Raw genomic sequence first — 24,680 nt, 5'->3', positions numbered from 1 at the left:
CCACCTAAAACAATCCCGTGATCGTATCATCAGCAGCAATATCCATTTTTAAAGCCGCTGGCTGACTTGGTAAACCAGGCATAGTTAATACGTTATTGGTCAAAATAACTAAAAATCCAGCTCCCAAATTAGCATTAACCTCTTGTACATTTAAAACAAAATCAGTTGGTGCACCCAACAATTTTGGATCATCACTAAACGAATATTGTGTCTTAGCAATACAAATGGGCAAATCAGACCACTGTTGTTGCTCAATTTGTTTAATTTGTCGCAAAGCTTTTTTGCTGAAAGCTACACTTTTTGCACCATAAATTTCACGGGCCACTTTGTTAATCTTAGTCGAAATATCTTCTTGATCACTGTACATACGGTGATATTGAGCAGTGTCAGGCAAATCAACTAGCGCCTGTGCTAGTTCAGTAGCACCCAAACTGCCATCTTGATAAACGGTGACTGGATAGGCTTTAACATCTAATTGACTACATAATTTTTGTAGCAAGTCAATTTCCGCAGGTGTATCGCCGGCAAATTGGTTAATAGCTACTAAAACTGGCAAACCAAATTTTTGTAAATTCAAGATATGGCGTTGCAAGTTAGCAAAACCAGCCCGTAACGCTGTTAAATCTTCTTCTTGGGTATGATCTAAAGTTTGTCCACCATTGTATTTTAAGGAACGAATAGTAGCCACTAAAACGCTAGCATCTGGTTTTTTAGCCAGCTTAGGTGTCACAATATCTAAAAACTTCTCTGCTCCTAAATCAGCCCCAAAACCGGCTTCAGTCAAAACATAATCGCTCAAATGTAATGCCGCATCAGTCGCAATAATACTATTACAACCGTGAGCAATATTGGCAAACGGTCCCCCGTGAATTAAGACCGGGGTATGTTCTAGTGTTTGCACTAAATTAGGTTTAATGGCATCCTTCAATAGTAGCGTCAAAGCTCCTTGAGCTCTTAAATCACGCACAAAAACAGGCTGTTTATTAAAAGTATATCCAATCAAAACGTTACTAATCCGTTGTTTTAAATCAGACCGATCTTTTGCTAAACATAAAACTGCCATCATTTCTGAAGCTACGGTAATTTGAAAATGTTCTTCCCGCACTACTCCAGAAGTAGCTCCGCCCATGCCAATCACCGTATTGCGTAACGCTCGATCATTAACGTCCAAAGCCCTCTGCCAAGTTATTGTACGTGGATCTATTTGTAGTTGATTTCCATGTTGCAAATGACTATCAATCAAAGCTGCCAAAGTGTTAATAGCAGCCGTCAAGGCATGCATATCACCTGTAAAATGTAGATTAATATCTTCCATTGGTACTACTTGCGCATAACCACCGCCAGCAGCGCCACCTTTAATTCCCATCACTGGTCCTAAAGATGGTTCACGCATGGCAACCATAGATTTTTGACCAATTTTTTGGAGCGCATCTGCTAATCCAATCATAATTGTCGACTTACCTTCGCCTGCAGGAGTTGGATTCATCGCGGTAATTAAAACTAATTTACCTAATGGCTTAGAAGCATTTTTAGCTAAGGCATTAGTACTTAATTTGGCCTTATAGTTACCATAAAGTTCTAAATCATCCGCGGATAAACCTAGCTTTTGCCCTATTTGTGTAATAGGCAACATTTTATTAGACTGTGCAATAGCAATATCTGTTCCCATATCCTCAGCTCCTATTTTAAATCAGCTAAAAAACGTGCTGCTTTTGAACTAATTAACAAATGTAAAGCTAAATAATTATCATGTTTAAATGTAATACTGCAACAAAAATGCTTAACATCAATTGTTTGCACTTGCTGCAAGTCTATCTTTTGCTCACTAAAAGGAAGGATTCCTTGAAGGACTATGACTTTTTGTTCAGCATCAATTGTCAAAGTCGACTTCAACAAAATATAACTGGCTAGGATAATAGCTATCACAAATAATGCTATTGCCCAATAATTGATTGTTTCACTTTCTAGTTGCATAATACCGGCAATGAAAAAACAGAACAAAACCCAACACCAAATAATTACGCCGGTGGCATTGGCTAATTGATAATGAATTTTTTTGATAATTCTGACCTCATTTTGCTAAAATTAGACGCTGTTATTTTACCATATTACATAAATAATCCCAATTCAGGATAAGTGACAAACTTTGTCACAGCCTTTATCATGTTTATTAAAACTTAAATAATTAGACGATAATGGAGAAAAATAATGATTAGAAGTTATCAAACTCGCTTTCATACGCGGATTATTAATGCGAATAATATTACTCCTACCGAACAAGATCAATTAATGAGCGAATATGGCGTTACCCGCGAAATCATCAATTATGCTTTAGATAAATTTGAGCGTCCACGCGTTACTTATAACAGTTTGACACATAGCTATTTGATGGTTTTATCCTTACCTAGTGCTGCTCAAGGATTAGCCAATAGTATTCAATCAGTAACTTTACTGGCTAATGAACAGGATTTGATTTGCTTTACCAATAGCTATAGTGAAGACGTGATGGCCTATATCGACCATTTTCTAACTCTTTACAAGGATAAAACTAATTTAATTTTTCGAATTTTCGCTGACTTAATTGCTACAATTTCAGATAATTTTTTGGACGAAGTTAAGAAACATTACAACGAACAAGAAAAAATTGAAATGAGATTTCAGCATCGCAGCCACCGTACACAAACTATTGGGCGGCTGGCACAATTGCAAACTAACATTACTTTTGGAGTTACCTCTACTTCTGGTAATGACGATTTAGTTGACGAAATTTACAATTTTTTTGATAGTGATGATAATGATCTAAACTTGGATAACCGTACACGACGTCACCTAGAAAACGCTCGAATTGAATCCAATCAAGCCTTGAAAAATTTTCAATTAATTAATGACATTGCCCAACAATTATCTGTAACTTATAACAACATATTAAATAACGAAACTAATGATGTAATGCGTTATTTAACAGTGTATTCCTTAATATTAACTATCCCGACTATTGTTGTCGGCTTTTATGGTATGAACATGAAATTGCCACTAGCCAATTCAGGATGGTCATGGATTTTTTCAATTGGAATTACTGCAATTTTGTGCATCATCTTGATTTTAGACATGATTCGCCGTCATTTCTTGTAAGTTGGGTGTCCCCAATATTGAAAAAGATCAGTTTGCAAGGCACCATTATATAATTTGCGGCGCTTTGTCGGCTTTTGACCGTAATATTTTGCAAAATCCAAATCACTGGAAAGATAGTACTTACTCCAGGTTGTTAATTTACCAAAGGATTGCCCCATTTGGCGATACAGCTGATGGACTTTTTGTGCATCCTGCATCCGTTTACCGTACGGTGGGTTGGCAACTAAAATACCATTTTGATCACTAAGATGATTGTCTTTGACTGCTAATTGCTTAAAAATTATATCGTGCAAAACACCAGCATTATTGGCGTTTATCTTAGCCACGTCTATCATAGTGCCATCAATATCACAAGCCGTAATATTCATTTGACCAGCTGGTAAAATTTTAGCTCGGGCTTCTTCTTGAGCAATCGATAAACTTGTTGGATCAAACCAATCAAAATTTTCAAAAGCAAAATGGCGCTGCAAACCTGGTGCAATATGCCGACCAATTAAAGCTGCTTCAATCGCAATTGTGCCAGATCCGGTGGTTGGATCATGAAAAGGATCTGTAGCGCGCCAAGGGGTTAATAAAACTAAAGCCGCTGCAAAATTTTCTTTTAAGGGTGCCCCACCATGTTCTACGCGATAACCACGCTTAAACAATGAATCTCCAGTAGTATCTAAAGTAATCTCAACTTGATCTTTGACAATTCGCACTTCTAATTGAAATAAATTCCCAGTTTCTGGCAAACGACCGCGTCGATGATAGATACTTGCCATTTTATCTACAATGGCCTTTTTAGTAATTGCTTGAACATCTGGTTCAGAATGTAACTGTGAACGTACACTACGACCTTTTACTGGAAAACTAGCATCCAAAGGCAACCATTGATCCCAAGCAATTGCCTTGACCTGTTCAAATAATTCCTCAAATGTGACCGCGCTAAATTCAGCTAAAACAATCTTAATACGATCAGCACTACGCAACCATAAATTAGTTTTCACAACATCATTAAAGTCACCTTCAAAATAAACCTTCCCATTTTCCACATTCAATGACTGATAATTTAAGTCATGCAATTCTTGTTTAGTGACGGCTTCAAAGCCACTAGCCATTGTTGCTAATAATTTCATTAAAACTCTCCTTAATTTAAAAAAAGACGGACCAATGTCCGTCTTTTTAGCCCAACAGATTTCTATAAGCCACGTTTTGTTCCAGTTGAATGGCCTATGTTCAACCTTCAGTAATCATCTATCTACACAAAAGTGTCTTCGATTTGAGTTTAATTCCTCGTTATCGAAACTCCCCTACCAAAGTTTGGGTTTCCTGCTCGCGGGGTTTACCCGTTCCAAACTTTTGTTTCCAAAAGTATGCGTCTCTGTGGCACTTTATGACTACTCACACTTAGTCCCATAAAGAACCTTAGCGCTTTAGTCGCCGTCATCTGAAAAGATGCTCCAGCTTATTGGGCTGAACACGATCACTATAAGCATTGCAGCTTATGCCGGCGTGGACTTTCCTCAATTTGCAACAGCAAACCGCGATTACTCAAAACCTGCCTTTTGTATTATACTCCGTTAAATAACAAAACACCACTATTAGTATTTAAAGTTAATCATTAGAATTAGGAACCGATTTTTGCGTAGTTGTATAATTATTATCTACACTTTGACCAAAAACATGTCTTTCTAGATTGGAAAGACGCTTCAAAATGTCATAATTAGTGGTTCCAGGCAGAGAACTTTCATTGGTATCAGGCGTACTAACAGACTGTGCAGGCGTAACTTGTTCTACTGGAGTTGGTTCAACTTGCCGTGGTGCACTTTTTAGCGATTTAATTTCAGCTGTTAAACGTTCATTTTCTGCTTTCAACTCCGAAATATTATCAGCAAATGATTCATAATCCTTAATAATTTGGTCTAAGAAAGTATCAACTTCCTTGCCATTATAACCGCGCATAGTAGGCTTAAATTGTTTTTCAACTATTTGTTTTGGATCCAAATTAATTTCTTTCATTTTAATAGCACTCCTATTCAACTACTATAATTATAGCAAAATATTGCTTAGCTTAAACGATTAAAACACCAGTCATTAAAATTTAGTTTGATTATCAGCAAAATCTTGCAAATCATAAAAAGTCAATAGTTGCAAGTGATAAGCATGATTTTGTTGATAATTAAGCATCGCTTGATACTCATGCTGACATTTTCCAGGAAATTCAGGATCATAGACTAATAAGCTCCCCGCAGTATGTGTCAACATAAACATTTGCCACTGCTTAAATTGTTGTGGACTAGTATAATTAGTTGTACTCAAATTAGTCGTAAAATCCGCCAATTGTAAAGTTTTTTCAAAAACTTGTTGATTTTTTTCATTCCATTTTTGTGCCATATTCAAAAACGGCAAAATTACGGCTACCTGCAGTTGATAAACTTGTAAAGTTGGACGTTTAACGACTTGAACAACCCATTGATCAATTCCCAGTTGTCCACCAGTCAAAACCCACTGTAAGCCACGCTCACAGTACTCTATCAGAGTTTGTTCCAAATAATCTGCAATAACTTTTTCTTTAAGATCATCTTTTTGAAAAATATTCAACTCATAGGAACGATAACCGGTAACCCACAGATTCTTAATAGTTTCCATTTGCTATTTCTCCAAACCACGCTTTTTAGCTTACCATGATATAATGTTTAAAAGTCAGGAGGAGCATATTTTGACCATTAACTTCCCTAAGGGACAATCCCGTTATTCCACAACTGCTAAAACTAACAAAGAACCGATTATTTTTGGTGATCGCGGAATGACTTTAGAACAAGAAATTAACGAAAGCAATAATTACTATCGTAATCATCAATTAGGCGTTATCTATAAAAAGCCTACGCCGATTCAAATCGTAAAAGTAGATTATCCTAAAAGAAGTCGTGCTGTCATCAAAGAAGCTTATTTTAGGCAAGCTTCAACTACAGATTATAACGGCGTTTACCGCGGTTATTATATTGATTTTGAAGCTAAGGAAACCAGACATAAAACTTCTATTCCTTTAAGCAATTTTCATGAGCATCAAATTACACATTTACAACAATGTCTAGACCAAAAGGGCATCTGCTTTGTAATTATTAAATTTGTAACTTTACAAAGATATTTTGTCTTGCCTGCTAGCGACCTAATTAATTTTTGGCAGCGTGCTAAACAAGGTGGTAAAAAATCTATGTCACTCCAATTTATTACTAATAAAGCAATCGAAATACATGCTGGTTACAACCCTATTTTGCCATATTTAACAGCTTGTGAGCAACTCATTCAAGGAGATAAATAATGTCTGATTCACGTGTCCAACGCGCACTACAAGAAAAAAATCGCAAAAAAAAATCTAAACATCGCTTTTGGAAATGGTTATTAAGTATCCTTTTACTAGTCATTTTAGGATTTTCCGGTATCTTTTTGTACTTTGGTATGAGCGCACCACATATCAGCTCGGAAGTTTTACAAAGTGGCGGTTCTTCTAGTATTTATGATCAAAAAGGACACGAAATAACTACCTTAGGTAACCAAAATCGTACCTATGTAACGATTGATAAAGTACCTAAACAAATGCGCAACGCGGTTGTCTCAACAGAAGATCGTCATTTTTATAAAGAACATTTTGGCGTTAATCCATTACGCATTTTAATGGCGGCTGTGAACAATTTGCGGGGGGGTGACCTGCAAGGTGGCAGTACATTGACCCAGCAATTAATTAAATTATCAGTGTTTTCTACTAAAAAATCGGATCAAACCATGAAACGAAAAATGCAAGAGGTCTGGCTTGCTGCCAAAGTAGAACGCGATTTTTCCAAAGATCAAATTCTAGAATTCTACATGAACAAAGTTTACATGGCTAATGGTGTTTACGGTTTTCAAACTGCTGCACATTACTATTTTGGCAAAAATTTAAAACAACTAGATTTATCGCAAATGGCTCTATTGGCAGGTATGCCTCAAGCACCAAACACTTATAATCCCTACGCAAACCCCACTGCTGCTAAATCAAGAAGAGATTTGGTAATCAAGGCAATGCTAAACAATCATAAAATTTCCCAAATACAAGCACAACAAGCTATTGCAACACCTATTAATGACGGTTTAAAGCCATATAAGCCTAACTCAGGAGTGGGTGAAAACAAAATAATTGTTGATCCTTACATCAAAGAAGTAATTCAAGATGTTAAAAAGAAAGGCTATGATCCATATCGCGATAATTTAAAAATCACCGTTAATATGGATTTAGATGCCCAAAAATATTTATATAACTTAGTAAACAATAATAACAGCGTTGTCTTTCCTAATAATAAATTACAAACTGGCGTTTCAGTAGTGGATCCAAATAATGGTGCCGTTGTCGCTATGATTGGCGGACGTCAGTTAGATAATGTCCAGCTAGGTTTGAATCGCGCCGTGCAAAATACTCGCAGTAACGGATCGACGATGAAACCAATTTTAGATTATGCGCCAGCAATAGAGTATTTAAAATGGAATACTAACCATACTTTAGAAGATAGCCCATATACCTACCCAGGGACTGATTTAACGTTACAAAATTGGGATCATACGTATCAAGGTGCTATTTCAATGCGTTCAGCGCTTGCCCAATCCCGTAATATTCCTGCTGTTAAAACCTTGCAAACCGTTGGTTTTAATAGAGCACGTAAATTTGCACAAAAGTTAGATATTAACGTGCCTCAAAAACAAGGTTTGTCTGCTGGTATTGGTAGTGATGTGTCTTCGTTGCAAATGGCGGCTGCATATAGTAGTTTTGCCAACGGTGGCACTTATTATAAGCCACAATATGTCTCTAAAATCCAAACGACAGATGGTCTGGTTCACAATTATGATACTAAATCGCATCGTGTTATGAAAACTTCCACTGCTTATATGATCACCGATATTTTAAAAGATGTTGTTAAACCTAATGGTATGGGCTCGCAAGCTTATATCAGTGGCTTACATCAAGCCGGCAAAACAGGAACAACTAATTATAGCAATGCTGAATTAGCCAAAAATCCTGGACTAGCTGGCACTGCCAAGGATGCTTTATTTGCAGGATTCACCAAGCACTATTCAATTGGCATTTGGACAGGTTATGATAATCCTACTGAAGCAGGCATTAACGCTAAGCAACAAGAAATAGCTGGTCAAATATACCAGCATATGATGCGCTATCTAGCGACTAACAAGTCTAATCCAGACTGGAAAAGACCGCATAGTGTCGTGCAAGCCCCTGGTACAAATATTTTATATGTTCGTGGAACTCAACCAGCCAATTTACCAAAAAATAATACCATTCAGCGCGGTACTACTACTAATCGAGATAATGCAGAAATTAACACTAATCGTAATCACAGTAATACTAATGATCGTGATAACGAAACTAGTGACAATACTACAACTACGGATGGCAACAATGCCCCTAGTCAACAACCAAATAACAATAATAATCAACAAGCCACTAATCAACCTGCTGACAACAATAACAGTGGTAACATTAACCAACAGCCTGTTAACCCACCCGCTAACAATAATGGAAATAATTCCAGTAGCAATCCTAACCAAGCAAATGGCAATTAAGTGAGTTTTGTTTATATTAAAAGTCCAATAGAGAATTGTACTCTGTTGGACTTTTTATTGTGCAAAATCAGTTGGTTTATAACATGATTTTTGCTATCATGACCTTGATAATGGATTCATAATTCTTATAGAAAGCTAATTATGCATTATATTTTATGATTCTATACGTACAAAAATCACTTTTCAATAAAAATAATGACGATTATTTTATGATTTGAGGTTTTTGTACCCTTAAGGATTTAGCAGTAGTAAAACGTATCATTTTAGTACCTGTAGATACTTAAACGTAACACAAGTAATTAGCGAAAAAATGACTATTTTGTTCAAAAAAAAACACAGATTTAATCAAAGCTGTGTTTTTTTGATATATAGAAATTAACGACTAATGAAAAGTTATTGCCAAAAATTTCTTTAAATACCTCGCGTCAATTTCGTCAAAATTGTTTAGTTCAGGACTGTCTAAGTCTAAAACTCCCCATAATTTTTCTTTAAACACAATAGGCAAGACAATTTCTGAATTAGTTTGCGCGTCACAAGCAATATGTCCCGCAAATTCATGAACATTAGGCACAATTTGCGTTTGTTGTGTTTGAGCCGCCACACCACAAACACCTGTCCCTAAGGAAATATGCATACATGCCACCGGACCTTGAAATGGTCCTAGCACTAATTCCTGTTGCGAATAACGATAAAAGCCAGCATAGCTGACTTTCTCAATTCCTGAAAATAATAATGCCACTAAATTGCTACAATTAGCAATCAAATCATATTCACCGGAAAACAAACTTTGTGCTTGCTGTAGTAACAGCTCATAATTATCATTTTTTTTCATTTAGACCACTCCATTGATCACATTGTCGCACAACTGGTAAATTCGCAATTTGTGTGGCATTTTTAAAATTATATTTACGCCCTAAATCAATCAACGCATGGTGTCCAATAACCCAATATTTAGGATCCAACGCTTTGGTCACACTTTTTTCAATTTGTTCAACGGTCGCTTTTTCATCCACAAAATGCAATCGTTTACTAATTTTACTAACGTGTGTATCTACCGCGAAAGATGGCACACCAAAGCGATCACCCAAAACCACATTGGCAGTTTTAGTTCCCACGCCTGCCAACGTAACTAATTGCTGTTTTGTAGCTGGCACTTGTCCTGCAAAATTAGTCAATAACTGATTAGAACATTTGATTAAATTACGTGCTTTATTATGATAAAGACCCAAAGATTTAATTAAATGCTCAACTTGTTCTATTGTGGCTTGTGCTAATTTTTGTGGTGTTGGATAGACTGCAAATAATTTTGGTGTCACTTGATTAACAGCTCGATCAGTTGTTTGCGCACTTAACATCACAGCGATTAAATATTGAAAATCAGAATCAGCAAACAAACTAGGTTGAGCTTCGGGAAACATATCAATAATCATCAACATTGCTTGCATAATTTGTGCATCATTTAATAACATTAGTAATCACCAAAGCGATCTTTTTGCTGCTGCAATTGTGCTACTGTTTTAATATTATGCTTTTCCCAGTTTAACAAAATACGATCCATGTATTTCAAAGAATAAACCTGGTTCAAAACTGCTTCCCGCAAAGCCAAAGTAATCAATTCTGGATCGTAATGATCTTGCGTAAGCCACTCTTGAATAGTTTGCCGTTCAATTGGCGAAAGTGGTCGACCAAATTCTACTTCAATTTTTTGGAACAATATTTGTAATTGGTTGGTAGAATTTGTAGATGCCAAAGTTTCCTGACTAGCTATGGGTTGACCTAATAATTGCTGATATAAAGGCGTTAAGTCATAACAATCTTGGTAAACTTGCTTTTGATCCGCGGCTGAATTTATTTTTATAAATTGCTTATTTAAAAGGCTTTGCAACACTTGATAAATTTGATCAGCAGTTAAACCAGTATTATCAGCAAGATCTTTGGTTGCTGGAAATTGTATGCCTTTTTCTTGGTACATCCTAATATTGGTCCACAATAAAAATTCGTCACCAGTCATTTTCAAACGTCCAATATTTACTAGAAGCAAATTATTGATTGTTGTATTGCCAGCATTGATTAATTCTTGTATGGCAGACATCTTATTTCTTCTTTCTTTTTTTTTAAAACAAAAAAACCGTCGCTAAGACTAACAGTCATTAACAACAGTCAAAACATTTTAAGGACGCAAACGATTAATCATCCGTGGAAATGGAATAGCTTCTCGCAAATGATCTAAATGACAAATCCACGTAATAGCACGCTCTAAGCCCATGCCAAAACCAGCATGTGGCACTGAACCATATTTACGCAAATCTAAATACCAATCATAATCTTCTAAATTCATTCCCTGAGATTGCATCTTGGCTTTCATTTGCTCATAATCAATAGCTCGCTCAGAACCACCAATAATTTCTCCATAACCTTCTGGAGCTAATAAATCAGCACAAATATAGACATCATCACGATCTTGCGCTTCTTTCATATAAAATGGCTTGATAGTTTTTGGATAATTTAAGACAAAAACTGGTTGTTCAAATTGATCTGAAATATAAGTCTCTTCTGGTGAACCAAAATCATCCCCCCATTGAATATCAAAACCACCAGCTTGACACATTTTAATAGCTTCATCATAAGAAATACGCGGATATGGCAATTTAGTATAGCGCTCTAAAATAGCAGGATCACGATCCAACAATTGTAATTCATAACGACAATTATCTAAAACTGCTTGCACTAAATAAGCTACATAACGTTCTTGAATTTGCAAACTTTCTTCTTGATGCATAAAAGCCATTTCAGGTTCAATCATCCAAAATTCCGTTAAATGACGCCGCGTCTTAGACTTTTCAGCCCGAAAAGTTGGACCAAAAGAAAATACTTTGCCATATGCCAAAGCACCAGCTTCCATATACAGCTGACCACTTTGCGATAAATAAGCAGGATTATCGAAATAGTCTGTTTCAAACAGTTCAGTAGTCCCTTCTGGTGCTGTACCAGTTAAGATAGGCGGATCCATTTTGATGAAACCTTCTTGTCTAAAAAAGCGATAAGTGGCATCAATAATTTCATTTCTAATTTTCATAATAGCAAATGGACGCCGTGACCGTAGCCATAAATGTCGATGATCCAATAAAAATTCAATTCCATGCTCTTTAGGTGTAATGGGGAAATCTTCACTATCACCGATTAACTCAATGTCAGAAATCTCAATTTCGTAACCAAAATGAGAACGATCGTCTTGATGGATAGTACCTGTCACATAAAAACTAGCTTCTTGTCGTAATTTCTTAGCTAATTCAAAAGTTTCCGGACTAACAACATTTTTTACAACCACTCCTTGAAAAAAAGCCGTTCCGTCACGTAATTGTAAAAAGGCGATTTTACCAGATGAACGTTTATCAGTAAGCCAAACACCTATTTTGACTTCTTCATCAATATGGTTTTTGGCATCTGCAATAGTAATTGTTTGCACAGATCTTCCTCCTATAAATTCTGTTTAAATTTTATAAATTATCAATAACTTGAATAATTTTAGTATTCTTAAAGTTGAGCATACAATAACCCAAAGTCTTATTATGCTTCTTATAAGTAACTTCCCAAACAGGTTTAGTGTGATAATAACCTAGCGCCACACGTGTTATTTTTTGAGGCTTTTGGTGATGTAAAACAATTTTTTCAGCTTTATCAGGCTGATTTTTTTGACCATTGATTTTTTTTAAATGCCCACTTTGACCATCAATAATCACATATTTATACTCGCTGGGATGCTTTTGATCTTGGCCACCAACAGCAAAGTACCGCTTACTACGATCAAATTCCGAGTAAAAATCAGCATTTTGAATGCCACCCTTAGTCTGAGCCATTTTCAAAGCTTGTGCTCGTGCAGAACTATGCACATTAGTTGAAAAATAATAAATACCACTCATTACAACTATAACTGCCAAAAACACTGCCAAAATAACTGATTTTTGCCACCGATGCTGTCGTTTCATCTTATCACCACGCTTATATTAAAAGGTTACCGGTTAACATTTTAGCAAAAATTTCATTTCAATAATACCTTTAATTCTTGGATAATTTCAGACAATGTAGCTGGCTGGCGCAACGGTGGTAAATTCAATTCTTGATAAATTTGTGGACCATAGTTAGAATGAACAATCCTTGGATCTAAAAAAACAATCGCTCCCTGATCTTTTGGTCCACGAATTAGACGACCAACTTGTTGTTTAAGACGTCGAACTACAGTAGGCAAACTTTCCACTTTAAACGGATCTTTACCCAAACGTTTCCAATACTGATTTTTAGCACGAACAAAGGGATTTTCAGGTGCTTCAAATGGTAAACGAGTAATGATTACCAATTTCAATTTTTGAGGTGCCAAATTTACACCTTCTCCAAAACCATTGACCGCTAATAGCATAGAATGGTCATTAACCGCAAAACGCTTTTTTAGACGTGCATTAGATCCGGAAATATTTTGTGCCAAAATTTCGCGTTGCGCAGCTAAATCGGTCAATTGTAACTGTTCATAAACTGCTTGCAGCGTTTGCAAAGAATTGAATAAAACTAAAGTCTGATAATCATGATCTTTAGTCAATTGATATATTTGTTGTGCTAAATGTTGACTGTAGTCGTAATCTTTTTGTGGATCCAAAGCATTTTGTGGCAAATATATTTGCAATTTTTGCTCTAAATTTTCTGGTGCCGGCAAAACCAAACGATCTGTCCGTGGCAAAGGTTGAGTAATTCCTAGTTGCAAACAAAAATTGTGCAAACTATGCTGATACTGCAACGCAGCACCAATTAAGATACAAGTAGTAAATTGTCCTGTTAAGAGATCTAAAATATTCTTTTGATCTAACAACTGGCTACTCAACTGCAAGCTATCCCAATTATGATAATTATTCATTGTTAATAACCAGCACAAATTATGCTGCTCGTTATCCAGATCCCAAAGTAATTGCATCAAATTTTGCTCTTGTCGTAAGATCAATATATATTCGTTTCTTATTTGTAGCAATAAGCTATCAATTTCTAGCAACGAATTATCTTGTATTTGTTGATACCACGTGAATAAGGGTGCTAGCTGTGCTAATAAATTACGAATTTCTTGTAGCGTTTTTTTTAAAGTTAATCTAGTTTTTTTCTTAATTTGTGGTGGCATTAACGTCAGATTAATTGTACTGTTGCGCTGATCCAAAGGTGCCAACTGCTTAATATAATTACTAACTAAATCAGTTGTTAGATAAGTTAAATTACTCTGTAATTGTTCAAAATTTGCTTGAAAATCAGCTAAGTTTTGATGCGTCCAAGAACCAATTTGATTTCCCTTAAAAAAAGATCGTAAAACAATTCGATTTTGGTATAGTAAATCACTAATTTTCTTCAGAGCATTCTTTAAATGACTCACATCAAAAGTGACATGTGACTTTAAAGTCTGTTGTAATAGCGAGCTAGCCTCATCCAAAATCAGACTGGCGTTATTAGACCATAAACCATTAGTCAAATTATGCAATAAAAAAGCATGATTCGTAATAATTAAATCCGCATTACGAGCAGCTTTCAGCTGACGTGGCCAAAAATTAACTGTAGCAAATAATCCTCCTTGCGTGTACTGGGTACTGCGTAATAAATTAAACAAATCATTTTCATATTTTGTTAAATTCAATTCACGTAAATCACCAGTTTTCGTCTGTGTTAACCAAACCAATAATCGCATTTTTAATAGATAATTTTGTCGATTATGCTCGGGAACCCACAGTAGTTGGTAAAATTTATTTAAATCAATATAGTCATGCGGACTTGATAAAAGCGTGACATTATATTTTTTATGCCGTAATTTTTCAATGAGTGGGATTTCTTTTTGCATAATTTGCTGTTGTAATAATTTAGTAGAGGTAGCAACAACTGCCTTCTTGCCATTATCCAGCAAATAAGATAATGGTAACAAATAGCCGAGTGTTTTGCCCGAGCCTGTAGGCGCATCCACCATAGCTAAAGAAGTTGCTTGAGTAATTTTTCGTTGCACAAAATTCATCAAGCGACTTTGATCTTCCCGAATTTGTAAAGTGTCAGCGAATAAACGTTGCTTAGCTTTTTTAGTAGCGGGATACTTACTATTTGTCGTTAAAATTGTGGTTCGTATTGGTGCAGTTTGGTGTAAAACTATGCCATGACAAGTTAGCAAATCATTAGCCAATGATGCAGTTTCATCAATTTGTTGACTTATCAAATCAAAAAAATCTCCTGTTTGGCGCAATAAATGGGAGCTAAAACGTCGCAACATTTTTAGTGTCGGTGCCGGTAATTGTAAAATACATTGGCGTAAATACAAGAATAATTTAGCTGTTGCTAGAGCATCACTGTCGGCTTGATGTGGTTTTTCATGAATTATTCCAAGAGACAAACTGAGTTCAGCTAATTTAAAACTTGGTTCACACGGCAATAATATTTGCGCCAATTCGACAGTATCAATAGCTGAAATATCTAACATAGGATAACCGGCCGCAATCAGTTCCGACTGTAAAAATGGTAGATCAAAATTAACGTTATGTGCCACAAAAACACTGTCTTGCAATAGTTGCCAAATTTCATCAGCAAAATAATCAAAGGTCGGTTGTTCAACCAGCTGATCGTTTGTAATCCCAGTCAGCATGCTCACATGGTTATTAATCTCACATCGTGGATTGATCAAAAAAGAAATTTGTTCCGTGATTTTGTGATCTACTATTACAACTGCTGCAAATTGTATAATTCGGTCATTTTTATTTCTTTGAGTACCCGTAGTTTCTAGATCCACAACTACATATTTTTTATCTTTCATCATGTTATCAGTTTACCTTAACTACCTCGTTAACGGAAAGCATGCACAAAAATTGTTGCTGTACTGGATGCTGCAAAATTTGTTCTGCTGCCTGTTGATATAATTTTAATTGACCAGAATAATTGTGCACAGCTTGCGCTAAGGAATGCTTACCCTGCTCTTTTTTTAAGTCAATATAATCGGTTTTGTAATCAAATATTGTAATGTGCTGTTGCTGATCAATAAACAGACCATCAATAATACCATGTACTAAAATTCGATCCTGAGTATGATAATTGCTAGCTTGAAAGATTTTTTGTGCTGGTAATAGCATTGAAAAAGTCCATTCACGTTGCAAAGTATCTTGATGTTGCAAAATATTTTGTCCTAAATTAGTCGTGAAAAAAGTCGCTAAATCAGCATAATTAATCTGCTCTGCCACAACTGGACTCAAAATATCACTTTTAACTAATTCCTGTGCCAATTGCTGAAAATCAGTTACTGTTGGACAATGTTTTAAAGTGATTTTTTGTAACAATAAATGTGTTGCGCTTCCTATATCCGTTGCGCTAACTTGTTTTTTATCTTGTGTTAAAAATTTGGGCCGTTTAAAATTAGGCAAAATATAACGTTGCCCTTTTTCATTATCAGAGTGCAACTGTGGCAAATTACGATCATCAGGATCCGAAAACAAATGCTTAATTTCCGAAACTGATTGATAAGCCGTTGTTTTAGTAGCTTCTTGATATGGATAATCTAAATTTAAGATCTGCTTTGCAGTCTTTACGAAAAGCGGTGAATCAATTGAGGAATTAGCAAAACTTTCAACAATATTTGGGGGCGTTAATTGAATTTCTTCGCCTTTAAATGACTGTACGAGAAAGTCAAACGGGCTATTCTTTGTAGCAATGATTTTAGTTTCTTGTAATCGTCCGTTCAAACTTATGATAGGTTGCATAACGTCTTGAAAACTGCGAAAATGTGCTCGCAAACCAATATCTAAAACCGTTTTTTCTTGTTGAGCAGTTGCTAATTGCCATTGATCAAAAGATTCTGGTAAGGGCTGCTTTAAAGAACCAACTAAAATTAATTTTTGCTGGGCACGTGTCAATGCTACATATAATAAACGTAATTCTTCTGACAACACTTGATTTTTTTTAGTAGCTTTCAAAGCAGCCAAAGGCAAGGTTTCATAAGAAATACGTCGATAATCATCTAAATATTTAATCCCAATACCTGAACGCGTATCCAACAAGTACGGTTTTTTTAAATCTTCATTATTAAAATTATGATCAATATTAAGCAAAAAAACCAATGGAAATTCCAATCCCTTACTGCCATGAATCGTCATCACATTAACTTCATTACTCTGAGGATTATATACAATAGGCTGTGCTAGATCTTTATTGTTTTCCTGAATATGATCAATAAAACGAATAAATTGGAATAAACCCTTAAACTCCATTTGTTCAAATTGTTCAGCACGCTGATATAAAGCATGCAAATTAGCCACCCGTTGCTTACCATTAGGCATTCCTTGCACATAAGATAAAAATCCCGTTTTTAAAAAAATCTGCCAAATCAACTCAGCAATTGAAATTTTTGTAGCAGCACTTCGAAATTCCTGTAATTGTGCAACAAAATCAGTTACCTTGTGTGTCAAGCGTTGTGCAAATTCATTTTTTTGGTTATATTCACTATTAGCTAAATAACTTGTTAAAGCATCGTAATAATCACCTGTTCGATGATTAATCCGTAAATAAGCTAGTTCATTCTCATCTAATCCAACCATTGACGACCGCAAAACAGCTACTAAAGGAATATCTTGACGCGGATTATCGATGATTTTAAGCATTGACAACATAATTTGAATTTCCGTTGTTTGAAAATAATTAGCAGTATCGTGCACTATAATAGGTATTTGCGCTTTATTAAATTGCTCCACTAAGTCATTATTAAGGTTTTTAACACGCGTTAAAATAGCTATGTCACTATACTTTAGAGTACGCATTTGCTTAAAATGTGCATCGTAAACTTGATAATCACTAGCTATTAATTGCTGAATACGCAAAATAATTAGCCTAATTTGGGCTTGCTCATTACTGATTTGTGATTTAGCAGAGTCGTCATTTTGATAAAACAAAATTTCAGTTTGCGTATCCAGTTGTTCACTAAAAGCGACGCTAGCTATTAACTTAGTGGCTCCAGTGTAGTCAATATCGCCAATTCTTTGATCCATTACTCGTGTAAAAATCTCATTGACTGTCTGGATAACATTAGTACTAGAACGAAAATTGTCTGATAAATTAATCAGTTGTCCAGCATTAGGGTCTTTTTGCATTGCTTGATACTTGTTAGTAAATAAAAAAGGCGCCGCTTGCCGAAACCCATAAATTGATTGCTTAACATCACCAACCATAAATAAATTTCCTGGTTGTGTGCTTTTAAATTGCTGAATAATAGCTTCTTGTAGAGGATTAGTATCTTGATATTCATCTACTAAAATTTCTGTAAATTGTTGTTGATAATACGAACGCGCTAAAAATTGGTTATCTTTTTTGGTACGAAAAATTTGTAAAGTATATTGTTCCAAATCATTAAAATCTAGACAATGTTGATGCTGCTTTTCTTGACGAAAAACATGCAAAAAACGTTGTTCCACCGCAACCAATTTAGTAACTAAAGCCGCAGAATCCTGTAAAATTGCCACCCATTGCTTATTATCCAGCACAAAAAATTTATATTGCCAATCTTGAATCACTTTGCTGATATTTTCCTTGCAATCTTTTAAAGGTTGCACAATTTCAGCAGCTGTTTTAGGTTTAACACGACCAGAAATTTTGGTTAGTTGCTTAAATAATGCACGTAATTCATCCCAGGAACAATGCTTGTATTGCACCAATAAATCTTGAATTTGCTGCTCTAATTGATCGACACTTGTCTGATAATTTACCAGCTCTTCAAAAGTTGCAATTTGTTGTTGCATCTCATTCAGTTGCAATTTAACATAACGCAATTGCTGCTCCAACATTGGCAAAAATGAATCTTGATAAAACTTTGCTTGACTAACTTCGGTAGTAACTTTATACATATCAGGTAATTGACTTAACCAAACTTCCGGCTGAGGATTAGTCAAAGCAAAATCAGCTAACCGATAGACTAACTCAGCTAAAGGAGTGTCTGCTGTAACTTTACTATTAGTGAAATTATTCTCTAAAACTAAAAATTGCTCATCCTTTGCTTTGTAATAATGCTGTTTAACTTTATCCCAAGCACGTTCTTGCAATAAATAACGTTCATTATCATCACTCAATAAACGAAACATCGGATCTAAATCAATTAAATAATAGAATTTACGAATCACGCGTAAACAAAAAGCATGCAGTGTACTGATATAAGCTGTAGGAATTTTCGCTAATTGCTTATTCAAATGTTGCTTTAAATTATTGTCTTCACTAGCTAAAGACTGCTCTTGAATTCTTTGTTGTAAACGTTGTTTCATTTCACGGGCAGCAGCTTCAGTGAAAGTCACTACTAACAGTTGATCAATTTCTTGTCCAGCTAATAATTTGCGCAAAATACGATCTACTAAAATAGTCGTTTTACCTGCACCAGCAGAAGCCGACACCAAAATATCGTTACCCTCAGCTGTCAAAGCTTGTTGTTGACTCAGCGTTGGCTTAAATTTACTCATCTTCAGCATCTCCTGTTATTTTAGTGAAAAAATCTTTTTTCTTTAACTTTTCAGGTAAAAGATAATTATTTTCGGGTAACATCGCATCAAATTGCATAATTGGCAAAAAGTCACTATATTGCAAAGTAGTTTGCTGATTGCTGAGCCGTAATGGTTTGATCTGATTTTCACCAGCAAAAATAGCTTTAGCAGCTTGCTTAATTAGATGCTCATTAAATTGTAATAACTGTGCAAATTGCCCCATAGTAACAAGTTTTTGCGAATTAATTTTATGATTCTTATTAATTTGAAAAATAACAGACGCTTGCTTGTCAATGTCTGGTTCCAGTGCTTGCGTACTGTTACCATCATCAATCAACAAACCCTTATACTGATATTTTTTAAATAACAAATCAAAAGCAGTATCAGTTTGACCTTTTAAATCTTCCAAATTTATGATTGGATTTTGCAGCTGAAAATAAAATCCTCCTACCGGACTAACCAACTGATCAAATAATGATGGATCATTCTCCAAACTAGCTAAATAAGTGATCATTTGCATATTTAAACCGTAATAAAAATCAGTAAACTTAAAATCATGCTTGCTAGACTTATAGTCCACCACAAAATAATAATTAGGATCATTTTGCAATAAATCAATCCGATCAATCCGGCCCCGTACTACAATTTCATGCTTAGCATCTAATTTATAATTAAGTGGCGCAATATTGTGTAATGCGCCAACTTGACCAAAAACAACTTCTGTTTGAAAAGGATAAAAAGCTGCTTTTTGAGCCTGCAAGCGTAATACTTCTAATGACCGTTGTGCCATTTGGCGAATTTGCCAACGCTGGAAAGGATCACCTTCAGCAAACACACGATAAATTTTCTCTGATAATAACTGTTGCATAAGCTTATCAGAAATAGTTGCCAACTGCTGGGCACTAATCGTTTGCCAAGATAAATGTTCTAATTGTAATTGCTTCACGGTGCGATCGAAAATATCATGAAATAAAGTCCCTTGACTAGCGGGAGTGATTTTAAATTCTGCTCGTGGGCGTAGTCCTAAACCATATCGCAAAAAATATTCATAAGGATTTCGGTAAAAAGTTTCTAACTGTGAAATGGAAACTGTTAATTTGGAACCATAAAGTTCTGCAGCAATATCTTTCAATAAAGGTTTAGCAATATTTTGATAAGACAAACCTTGCCAAATCCGCGATAAATAAATATTTTCTGCTTGTTGATTCTCAAACAAAATATCAGATAAAGCCTGCCATGCCTTAGGTACAGCTTGTTTTTGATCTTTATATGCACGATAAACAGCCAATAAATGATCTGCTGTTAATAACGGGCTACCTACTAATTTCAAAACTTCATCAAATTCAACAGGAGCAGTAAAGTCTAACATCTGTTCACGCAAAGCAAAATGTTGCTTAATTAGTGACACATATGGTGAAAGATTCATTACCTTGGAATCGCGCGTTTTGGCATACGTAAAAATCAATCTTTTTGTCCCTGACAAAAAAGCCAAGTCATGTAAAAAAGGAGCACTATTATTTAATTGCTGTTGCGTTTCTGGTAAAGATTCATCTGCATTTAACAAAGGCTTCAATGCTTTAACATCATCATCCGACAATAAATTTTGCACGTCGCTTAACCTTGGCATATTTTGGTCATCAGATCCCATAATAATAGTTACTAAGCGATTATTAGTCTGCTCTTGATCCAATTGCGAAACATGTACTGCATCCAAAACTGAAGGAATATTTAAATAGTAAGCATTTTCAAAGCCACTATCTAATACGGTCAAAAACGTCTCTGCCCCAAATTGTTGTTCACCAAATAAGTCAACATATTCATCTAAAATTTGTGAAAACATATTGACCACTTGTTCAGGTTGCTGTCCTAATACAAGATTGCCTGCTGCAATGGCTTGTTGCTCCCATTGCTTTAAATTGCTAAAAACCAAAAATTCATCTAATAATTCATAAAGCAAACTACAAGCCATCTTAACAGTCGATGCTGTTTGCAGGATTTTATGCATAGCTTGATAAAGCTGCATTACTAATTTTTTAATCCTATTAATTTGTGCCATTTGCTGTACATAAACTGCATCTTTAGTATGTTGTTCATTTACGGCAAAATCCGCTGTTTGCAACCACTGCTTAGCAGAAATACCATGAGCTAAGACATAATTTTCGGTCAAATCCACAGCTTGGCGATATTGCTCCACAGTCCAATCAGCAAAAACTAATAATTCTGTACGCAATAACCGGAATACATTATTATAAGCCAAGTCATTTTGTACAATCGCAAACAAATTGTCTACTAAATCTTTAAAAGGATGATCTTTCATAGAATAATGTTGATCCACAAAATAACTAATTTCTTGTATCTGAAAATAAGGATCTAAAAATTGCTGATAATCTGCCAAATTAGGTACTAGTACTAAAAAATCACGATAACGATATCCTTGCGTAGCTACTAATTGTCGAATATACGTAGTCACAGCTATCACTTCTTGCTGGGACGTTCGCGCATTCCAAACTTGAATAGCACTCGCATCATTTAAATGATGCGTTTTTTTATCTTTAAGTTGAGTATTTTGAGCAATCCAAAAGTCATCTAGGGCCGCTAGATCTGATGTAACACGTAAATTTTGCGCTAATTGCGTCACAACTGGAATATCATGCTGCTTGGCAAAAGTCGTTAGATCAGTTATTAAACTTTGTGAACGATGAAAAAAACTATTTTCTTGACCGGCAGAATAAGCACGATCAATAGTCACACTAATCTCCACATCTGCAGAAGTAGTCAAAATAGTTTGTAGCAACTGTCTTTCTTGCATATTAAATTGCGAAAAATCACTAATAAAGTAATGAAAATGTTGTTGCCTGGAATCATGCTGTAAAAAATTATTCAATAAGGCAAATAATTGCAGATCATCACTATAATTAGCACTAACAAAACTCTCATATTGTTCATAAATCAAGGTTAGATCATGCAACTTGGCGCGCAAATCCCCATTTACTGCTTTTAATTCTTCATTCATTGCTCGCAAACGTTCTGGTAAAATTTGACTTTTATTCAAAACATCAATTTGCGTTTGTAACATTTTAACAAATCCTATGCGCTGTACCTCGCCTTTATATAACTGCAGTTGAGGTTCCAGCTGCTGTAAGATATGGGACAATAACATAACTTGAGTAGTTGGCGTTAATTGTGGCTTTTGATATAGCGGATCATTGCGCAAAAAAAACCACGCCAACCGCGAAAAAGAAAAAACCTGCACTTGATTAGTCGCAAAAACAGTTTCCTGGTCATCTAAGTTTGCTAAAATTTCTACTTCACTTTCAAACTTGATATGGTTAGGTACCAGCCAAATAAAATGATCTTGCGGATATTGTTGCATTTTTGCTCTTAAATTATCCATTAATAATGCTTTTTTATCTGTTTTAGAAGCACCCAAAATTAATTTTAGATTCATTGTTAACCTCATTAACTACAAAAGATGCGCAAAAAATATTATTTGTGTAAAATAGAACATTGTTAGAAAGGTGATTTTATATGATAGCAACTGGAAAAGCTCACGGAAAAATAATTTTAATTGGTGAACATGCAGTAGTCTATGGTCAACCAGCTATTACTATTCCCTTATTGGATATACCTACAAAGGTGCAAGTAAAAGCAACTTCACAACAAAAATCTTATATCAATTCTACTTATTATCAAGGAGATTTAGAAAACGCTCCTAACAAATTCAAAGGAATTGTTTTATTAATTGCTTTGCTAAGCAAAGATCTGCCGATCAGCAAGCCGGTCCAATTAGATATCCAAAGCGATTTACCACTAGAACGAGGAATGGGCTCTTCAGCTGCCACTGCAGCTGCCATTACCAAAGCCATGTTTGCTTATGCTCACAGTACTTTAACTCCGCAACAATTGATTCAGTACACCAATTTCGCAGAACAAATTACCCACGGAACTCCTAGTGGCGTAGACGCAGTGACTGTCAATTCTAAATCGCCCATTTATTATATTAAAGATAAATTGACGGAAAATTTCAACATGAATATCCACGGATATTTAACAATTATTGATTCTGGTGTAACCGGTAATACTGGTGAAGCTGTACATGACTTGCGTATCTTAAAAAATAGTCAGCCAGCAGTCATTGACCCGATGCTTGAAGAACTAGGTCAACTAACTTTTCAAGCACAAAAGAGTATCAGTAATCAACAATTAACCACTCTAGGAAATATTTTAACGCGTGCACAAAACATTTTAAAAATGTTACAAGTTAGCACGCCTCAGCTAGATCAACTAATTAAAATCGCCAATCAGGCTGGAGCTTTAGGAACCAAAATTACCGGCAGCGGGCGTGGCGGTTGTTTAATTTCATTAAGTGATAATCTAGCCACTGCCCAAAATATTGCGCAACAAACAAAGAAAAATGGCGCTGTACGTACTTGGATTCAAACTTTACATCAAAATTAGGACATAATCATGACAAATACAACCACAACTGCCCACACCAATATTGCTTTAATAAAATATTGGGGCAAAAAAGATGCACAATTACGACTTCCTTATACAGATAGTCTTTCATTAACATTAGATGGCTATTATACAACAACTACGACTGCTTTTTCTGATGCCACGCACGATCAAATTTATTTAAACAAACAACTTGCTTCAACAAAATTTGCCCAGCGTACTAAAAATTATCTAGATTTAGTTCGGCAAAAATATCAAGTTGAGCAACATTTCATCGTGCAAACTGATAATTTTGTGCCCACGGCAGCCGGACTGGCATCTTCAGCTTCCGGATTTGCTGCTTTAGCCGGTTCTTTAAACAAATTGTTAAACTTAGATTTAGATAATACCCAGTTATCACGTTTAGCCCGTCTAGGATCAGGATCTGCGGCACGTTCCATTTTTGGAGGGTTTGTTCGTTGGTACCATGGAAATGATGATGAAACCTCCTATGCCGCTCCTATCAATAATGCTAATGATATTCCGATCAGATTACTAAGTGTTGTTTTTGATACTAACACTAAGAAAACCACTTCGACAACTGGTATGGAACATGCTGTACAAACTTCACCTTATTTTGTTACTTGGCCTCAAATTGTACAGCAAGATTTACAACAAATGCTTCACGCATTAGATCAAAAAGATTTAAAATTGGTCGGTCAAATTGCTGAAAATAACGCTTTAGCAATGCATGCGCTCAATTGGACGGCTAGACCTGCATTCTCTTATTTTTCGGCTGATACCACCGATTTACTCGCCTTTATTCGCCGGTTACGTCAGCAAGGATTATTGGCGTATGCTACTATTGACGCTGGTCCAAACGTCAAAATAATTTCTTCAACTGATGATATTTCCGTCGTGCAACAGCAGATTAGCCAGCATTATCCAAGTGCTCAGACAACAATTCTTAAGCCCGGTACGGCAATTCATTAAAGTTGTGCTATAATG

18 protein-coding genes and 1 other RNA gene are annotated in these 24,680 nt (G+C 35.5%); 5 read left to right on the top strand and 14 right to left on the bottom strand.

Annotated elements, in window-relative coordinates:
• Nucleotides 1-4 precede the first annotated feature (4 nt).
• Together MOO47_RS07355 and MOO47_RS07350 are read right to left on the bottom strand one after the other, a co-directional pair.
• Entirely contained in the window at nucleotides 5-1,669 is a 1,665-nt protein-coding gene (locus tag MOO47_RS07355; RefSeq protein ID WP_249512800.1) for a formate--tetrahydrofolate ligase, read from the bottom strand.
• 11 nt (nucleotides 1,670-1,680) lie between these two features.
• Nucleotides 1,681-2,052, bottom strand: a complete 372-nt coding sequence (locus MOO47_RS07350) for an EbsA family protein (RefSeq protein ID WP_260523919.1) — start codon at nucleotides 2,050-2,052, stop codon at nucleotides 1,681-1,683.
• A 156-nt stretch (nucleotides 2,053-2,208) separates the two neighbouring features.
• On the opposite strand from MOO47_RS07350, the gene MOO47_RS07345 reads away from it, so the two are divergent.
• The gene (locus tag MOO47_RS07345) at nucleotides 2,209-3,132 is read left to right on the top strand and encodes a magnesium transporter CorA family protein (RefSeq protein WP_249512798.1); all 924 of its coding nucleotides are present in this window, start codon (nucleotides 2,209-2,211) and stop codon (nucleotides 3,130-3,132) included.
• Here the strand turns inward: MOO47_RS07345 and MOO47_RS07340 are convergent.
• The 4 genes from MOO47_RS07340 to MOO47_RS07325 form a co-directional block, all read right to left on the bottom strand.
• Complete coding sequence (locus MOO47_RS07340) at nucleotides 3,120-4,250, bottom strand: THUMP domain-containing class I SAM-dependent RNA methyltransferase (RefSeq protein ID WP_249512797.1); 1,131 nt, start codon at nucleotides 4,248-4,250, stop codon at nucleotides 3,120-3,122. The two genes, MOO47_RS07345 and MOO47_RS07340, sit on opposite strands and share 13 nt — an antisense overlap.
• Nucleotides 4,251-4,310: 60 nt before the next feature.
• Nucleotides 4,311-4,673, bottom strand: an RNA gene (gene rnpB / locus MOO47_RS07335) — RNase P RNA component class B.
• A 55-nt stretch (nucleotides 4,674-4,728) separates the two neighbouring features.
• The gene (gene gpsB, locus MOO47_RS07330) at nucleotides 4,729-5,133 is read right to left on the bottom strand and encodes a cell division regulator GpsB (RefSeq protein WP_249512796.1); all 405 of its coding nucleotides are present in this window, start codon (nucleotides 5,131-5,133) and stop codon (nucleotides 4,729-4,731) included.
• A 75-nt stretch (nucleotides 5,134-5,208) separates the two neighbouring features.
• Nucleotides 5,209-5,763, bottom strand: coding sequence for an SLOG family protein (locus tag MOO47_RS07325; RefSeq protein ID WP_249512795.1), 555 nt, complete (start codon nucleotides 5,761-5,763; stop codon nucleotides 5,209-5,211).
• Nucleotides 5,764-5,806: 43 nt separating this feature from the next.
• On the opposite strand from MOO47_RS07325, the gene recU reads away from it, so the two are divergent.
• Both recU and MOO47_RS07315 read left to right on the top strand, forming a co-directional pair.
• Entirely contained in the window at nucleotides 5,807-6,436 is a 630-nt protein-coding gene (gene recU / locus MOO47_RS07320; RefSeq protein WP_396022037.1) for a Holliday junction resolvase RecU, read from the top strand.
• Nucleotides 6,436-8,724 carry a transglycosylase domain-containing protein gene (locus MOO47_RS07315; protein ID WP_249512794.1) on the top strand — a complete coding sequence of 763 codons (2,289 nt, stop codon included), beginning with the start codon at nucleotides 6,436-6,438 and terminating at the stop codon, nucleotides 8,722-8,724. Before recU ends, MOO47_RS07315 begins: the two co-directional genes overlap by 1 nt.
• Nucleotides 8,725-9,106: 382 nt before the next feature.
• Here MOO47_RS07315 and MOO47_RS07310 read toward each other — a convergent pair whose 3' ends face one another.
• From MOO47_RS07310 to MOO47_RS07275, 8 genes are all read right to left on the bottom strand, one after another.
• Nucleotides 9,107-9,556 (bottom strand): GAF domain-containing protein, encoded by a 450-nt coding sequence (locus MOO47_RS07310; protein WP_249512793.1) that lies wholly within the window; start codon nucleotides 9,554-9,556, stop codon nucleotides 9,107-9,109.
• Nucleotides 9,543-10,193 carry an endonuclease III domain-containing protein gene (locus MOO47_RS07305; RefSeq protein ID WP_249512792.1) on the bottom strand — a complete coding sequence of 217 codons (651 nt, stop codon included), beginning with the start codon at nucleotides 10,191-10,193 and terminating at the stop codon, nucleotides 9,543-9,545. Before MOO47_RS07305 ends, MOO47_RS07310 begins: the two co-directional genes overlap by 14 nt.
• Entirely contained in the window at nucleotides 10,193-10,816 is a 624-nt protein-coding gene (locus tag MOO47_RS07300; protein WP_249512791.1) for a DnaD domain-containing protein, read from the bottom strand. Before MOO47_RS07300 ends, MOO47_RS07305 begins: the two co-directional genes overlap by 1 nt.
• A 78-nt stretch (nucleotides 10,817-10,894) precedes the next feature.
• Nucleotides 10,895-12,190: an asparagine--tRNA ligase gene (gene asnS / locus MOO47_RS07295; RefSeq protein WP_249512790.1), complete on the bottom strand. Its 1,296-nt coding sequence runs from the start codon at nucleotides 12,188-12,190 to the stop codon at nucleotides 10,895-10,897.
• A 31-nt stretch (nucleotides 12,191-12,221) separates the two neighbouring features.
• A complete protein-coding gene (locus tag MOO47_RS07290; protein ID WP_249512789.1) occupies nucleotides 12,222-12,710 on the bottom strand; it encodes a hypothetical protein in 489 nt (162 codons plus the stop codon).
• A gap of 53 nt (nucleotides 12,711-12,763) precedes the next feature.
• Nucleotides 12,764-15,544: a helicase C-terminal domain-containing protein gene (locus MOO47_RS07285; RefSeq protein ID WP_249512788.1), complete on the bottom strand. Its 2,781-nt coding sequence runs from the start codon at nucleotides 15,542-15,544 to the stop codon at nucleotides 12,764-12,766.
• A 4-nt stretch (nucleotides 15,545-15,548) separates the two neighbouring features.
• Nucleotides 15,549-19,214, bottom strand: coding sequence for a helicase-exonuclease AddAB subunit AddA (gene addA / locus MOO47_RS07280; protein ID WP_249512787.1), 3,666 nt, complete (start codon nucleotides 19,212-19,214; stop codon nucleotides 15,549-15,551).
• Nucleotides 19,207-22,683 carry a PD-(D/E)XK nuclease family protein gene (locus tag MOO47_RS07275; RefSeq protein ID WP_249512786.1) on the bottom strand — a complete coding sequence of 1,159 codons (3,477 nt, stop codon included), beginning with the start codon at nucleotides 22,681-22,683 and terminating at the stop codon, nucleotides 19,207-19,209. The genes addA and MOO47_RS07275 overlap by 8 nt, the downstream gene beginning before the upstream one ends.
• A gap of 80 nt (nucleotides 22,684-22,763) precedes the next feature.
• Here MOO47_RS07275 and mvk point away from each other — a divergent pair, with 80 nt between their 5' ends.
• Nucleotides 22,764-23,693 (top strand): mevalonate kinase, encoded by a 930-nt coding sequence (gene mvk / locus MOO47_RS07270; RefSeq protein ID WP_249512785.1) that lies wholly within the window; start codon nucleotides 22,764-22,766, stop codon nucleotides 23,691-23,693.
• A gap of 9 nt (nucleotides 23,694-23,702) precedes the next feature.
• Nucleotides 23,703-24,665, top strand: a complete 963-nt coding sequence (gene mvaD, locus MOO47_RS07265) for a diphosphomevalonate decarboxylase (RefSeq protein ID WP_249512784.1) — start codon at nucleotides 23,703-23,705, stop codon at nucleotides 24,663-24,665.
• Nucleotides 24,666-24,680: the final 15 nt, after the last annotated feature.

It is taken from the genome of Bombilactobacillus thymidiniphilus (assembly GCF_023380245.1).
GTDB lineage: Bacteria > Bacillota > Bacilli > Lactobacillales > Lactobacillaceae > Bombilactobacillus > Bombilactobacillus thymidiniphilus.
Note: the sequence above shows the minus strand (reverse complement) of the source record. Positions and strands in the feature narration are given on the sequence as shown.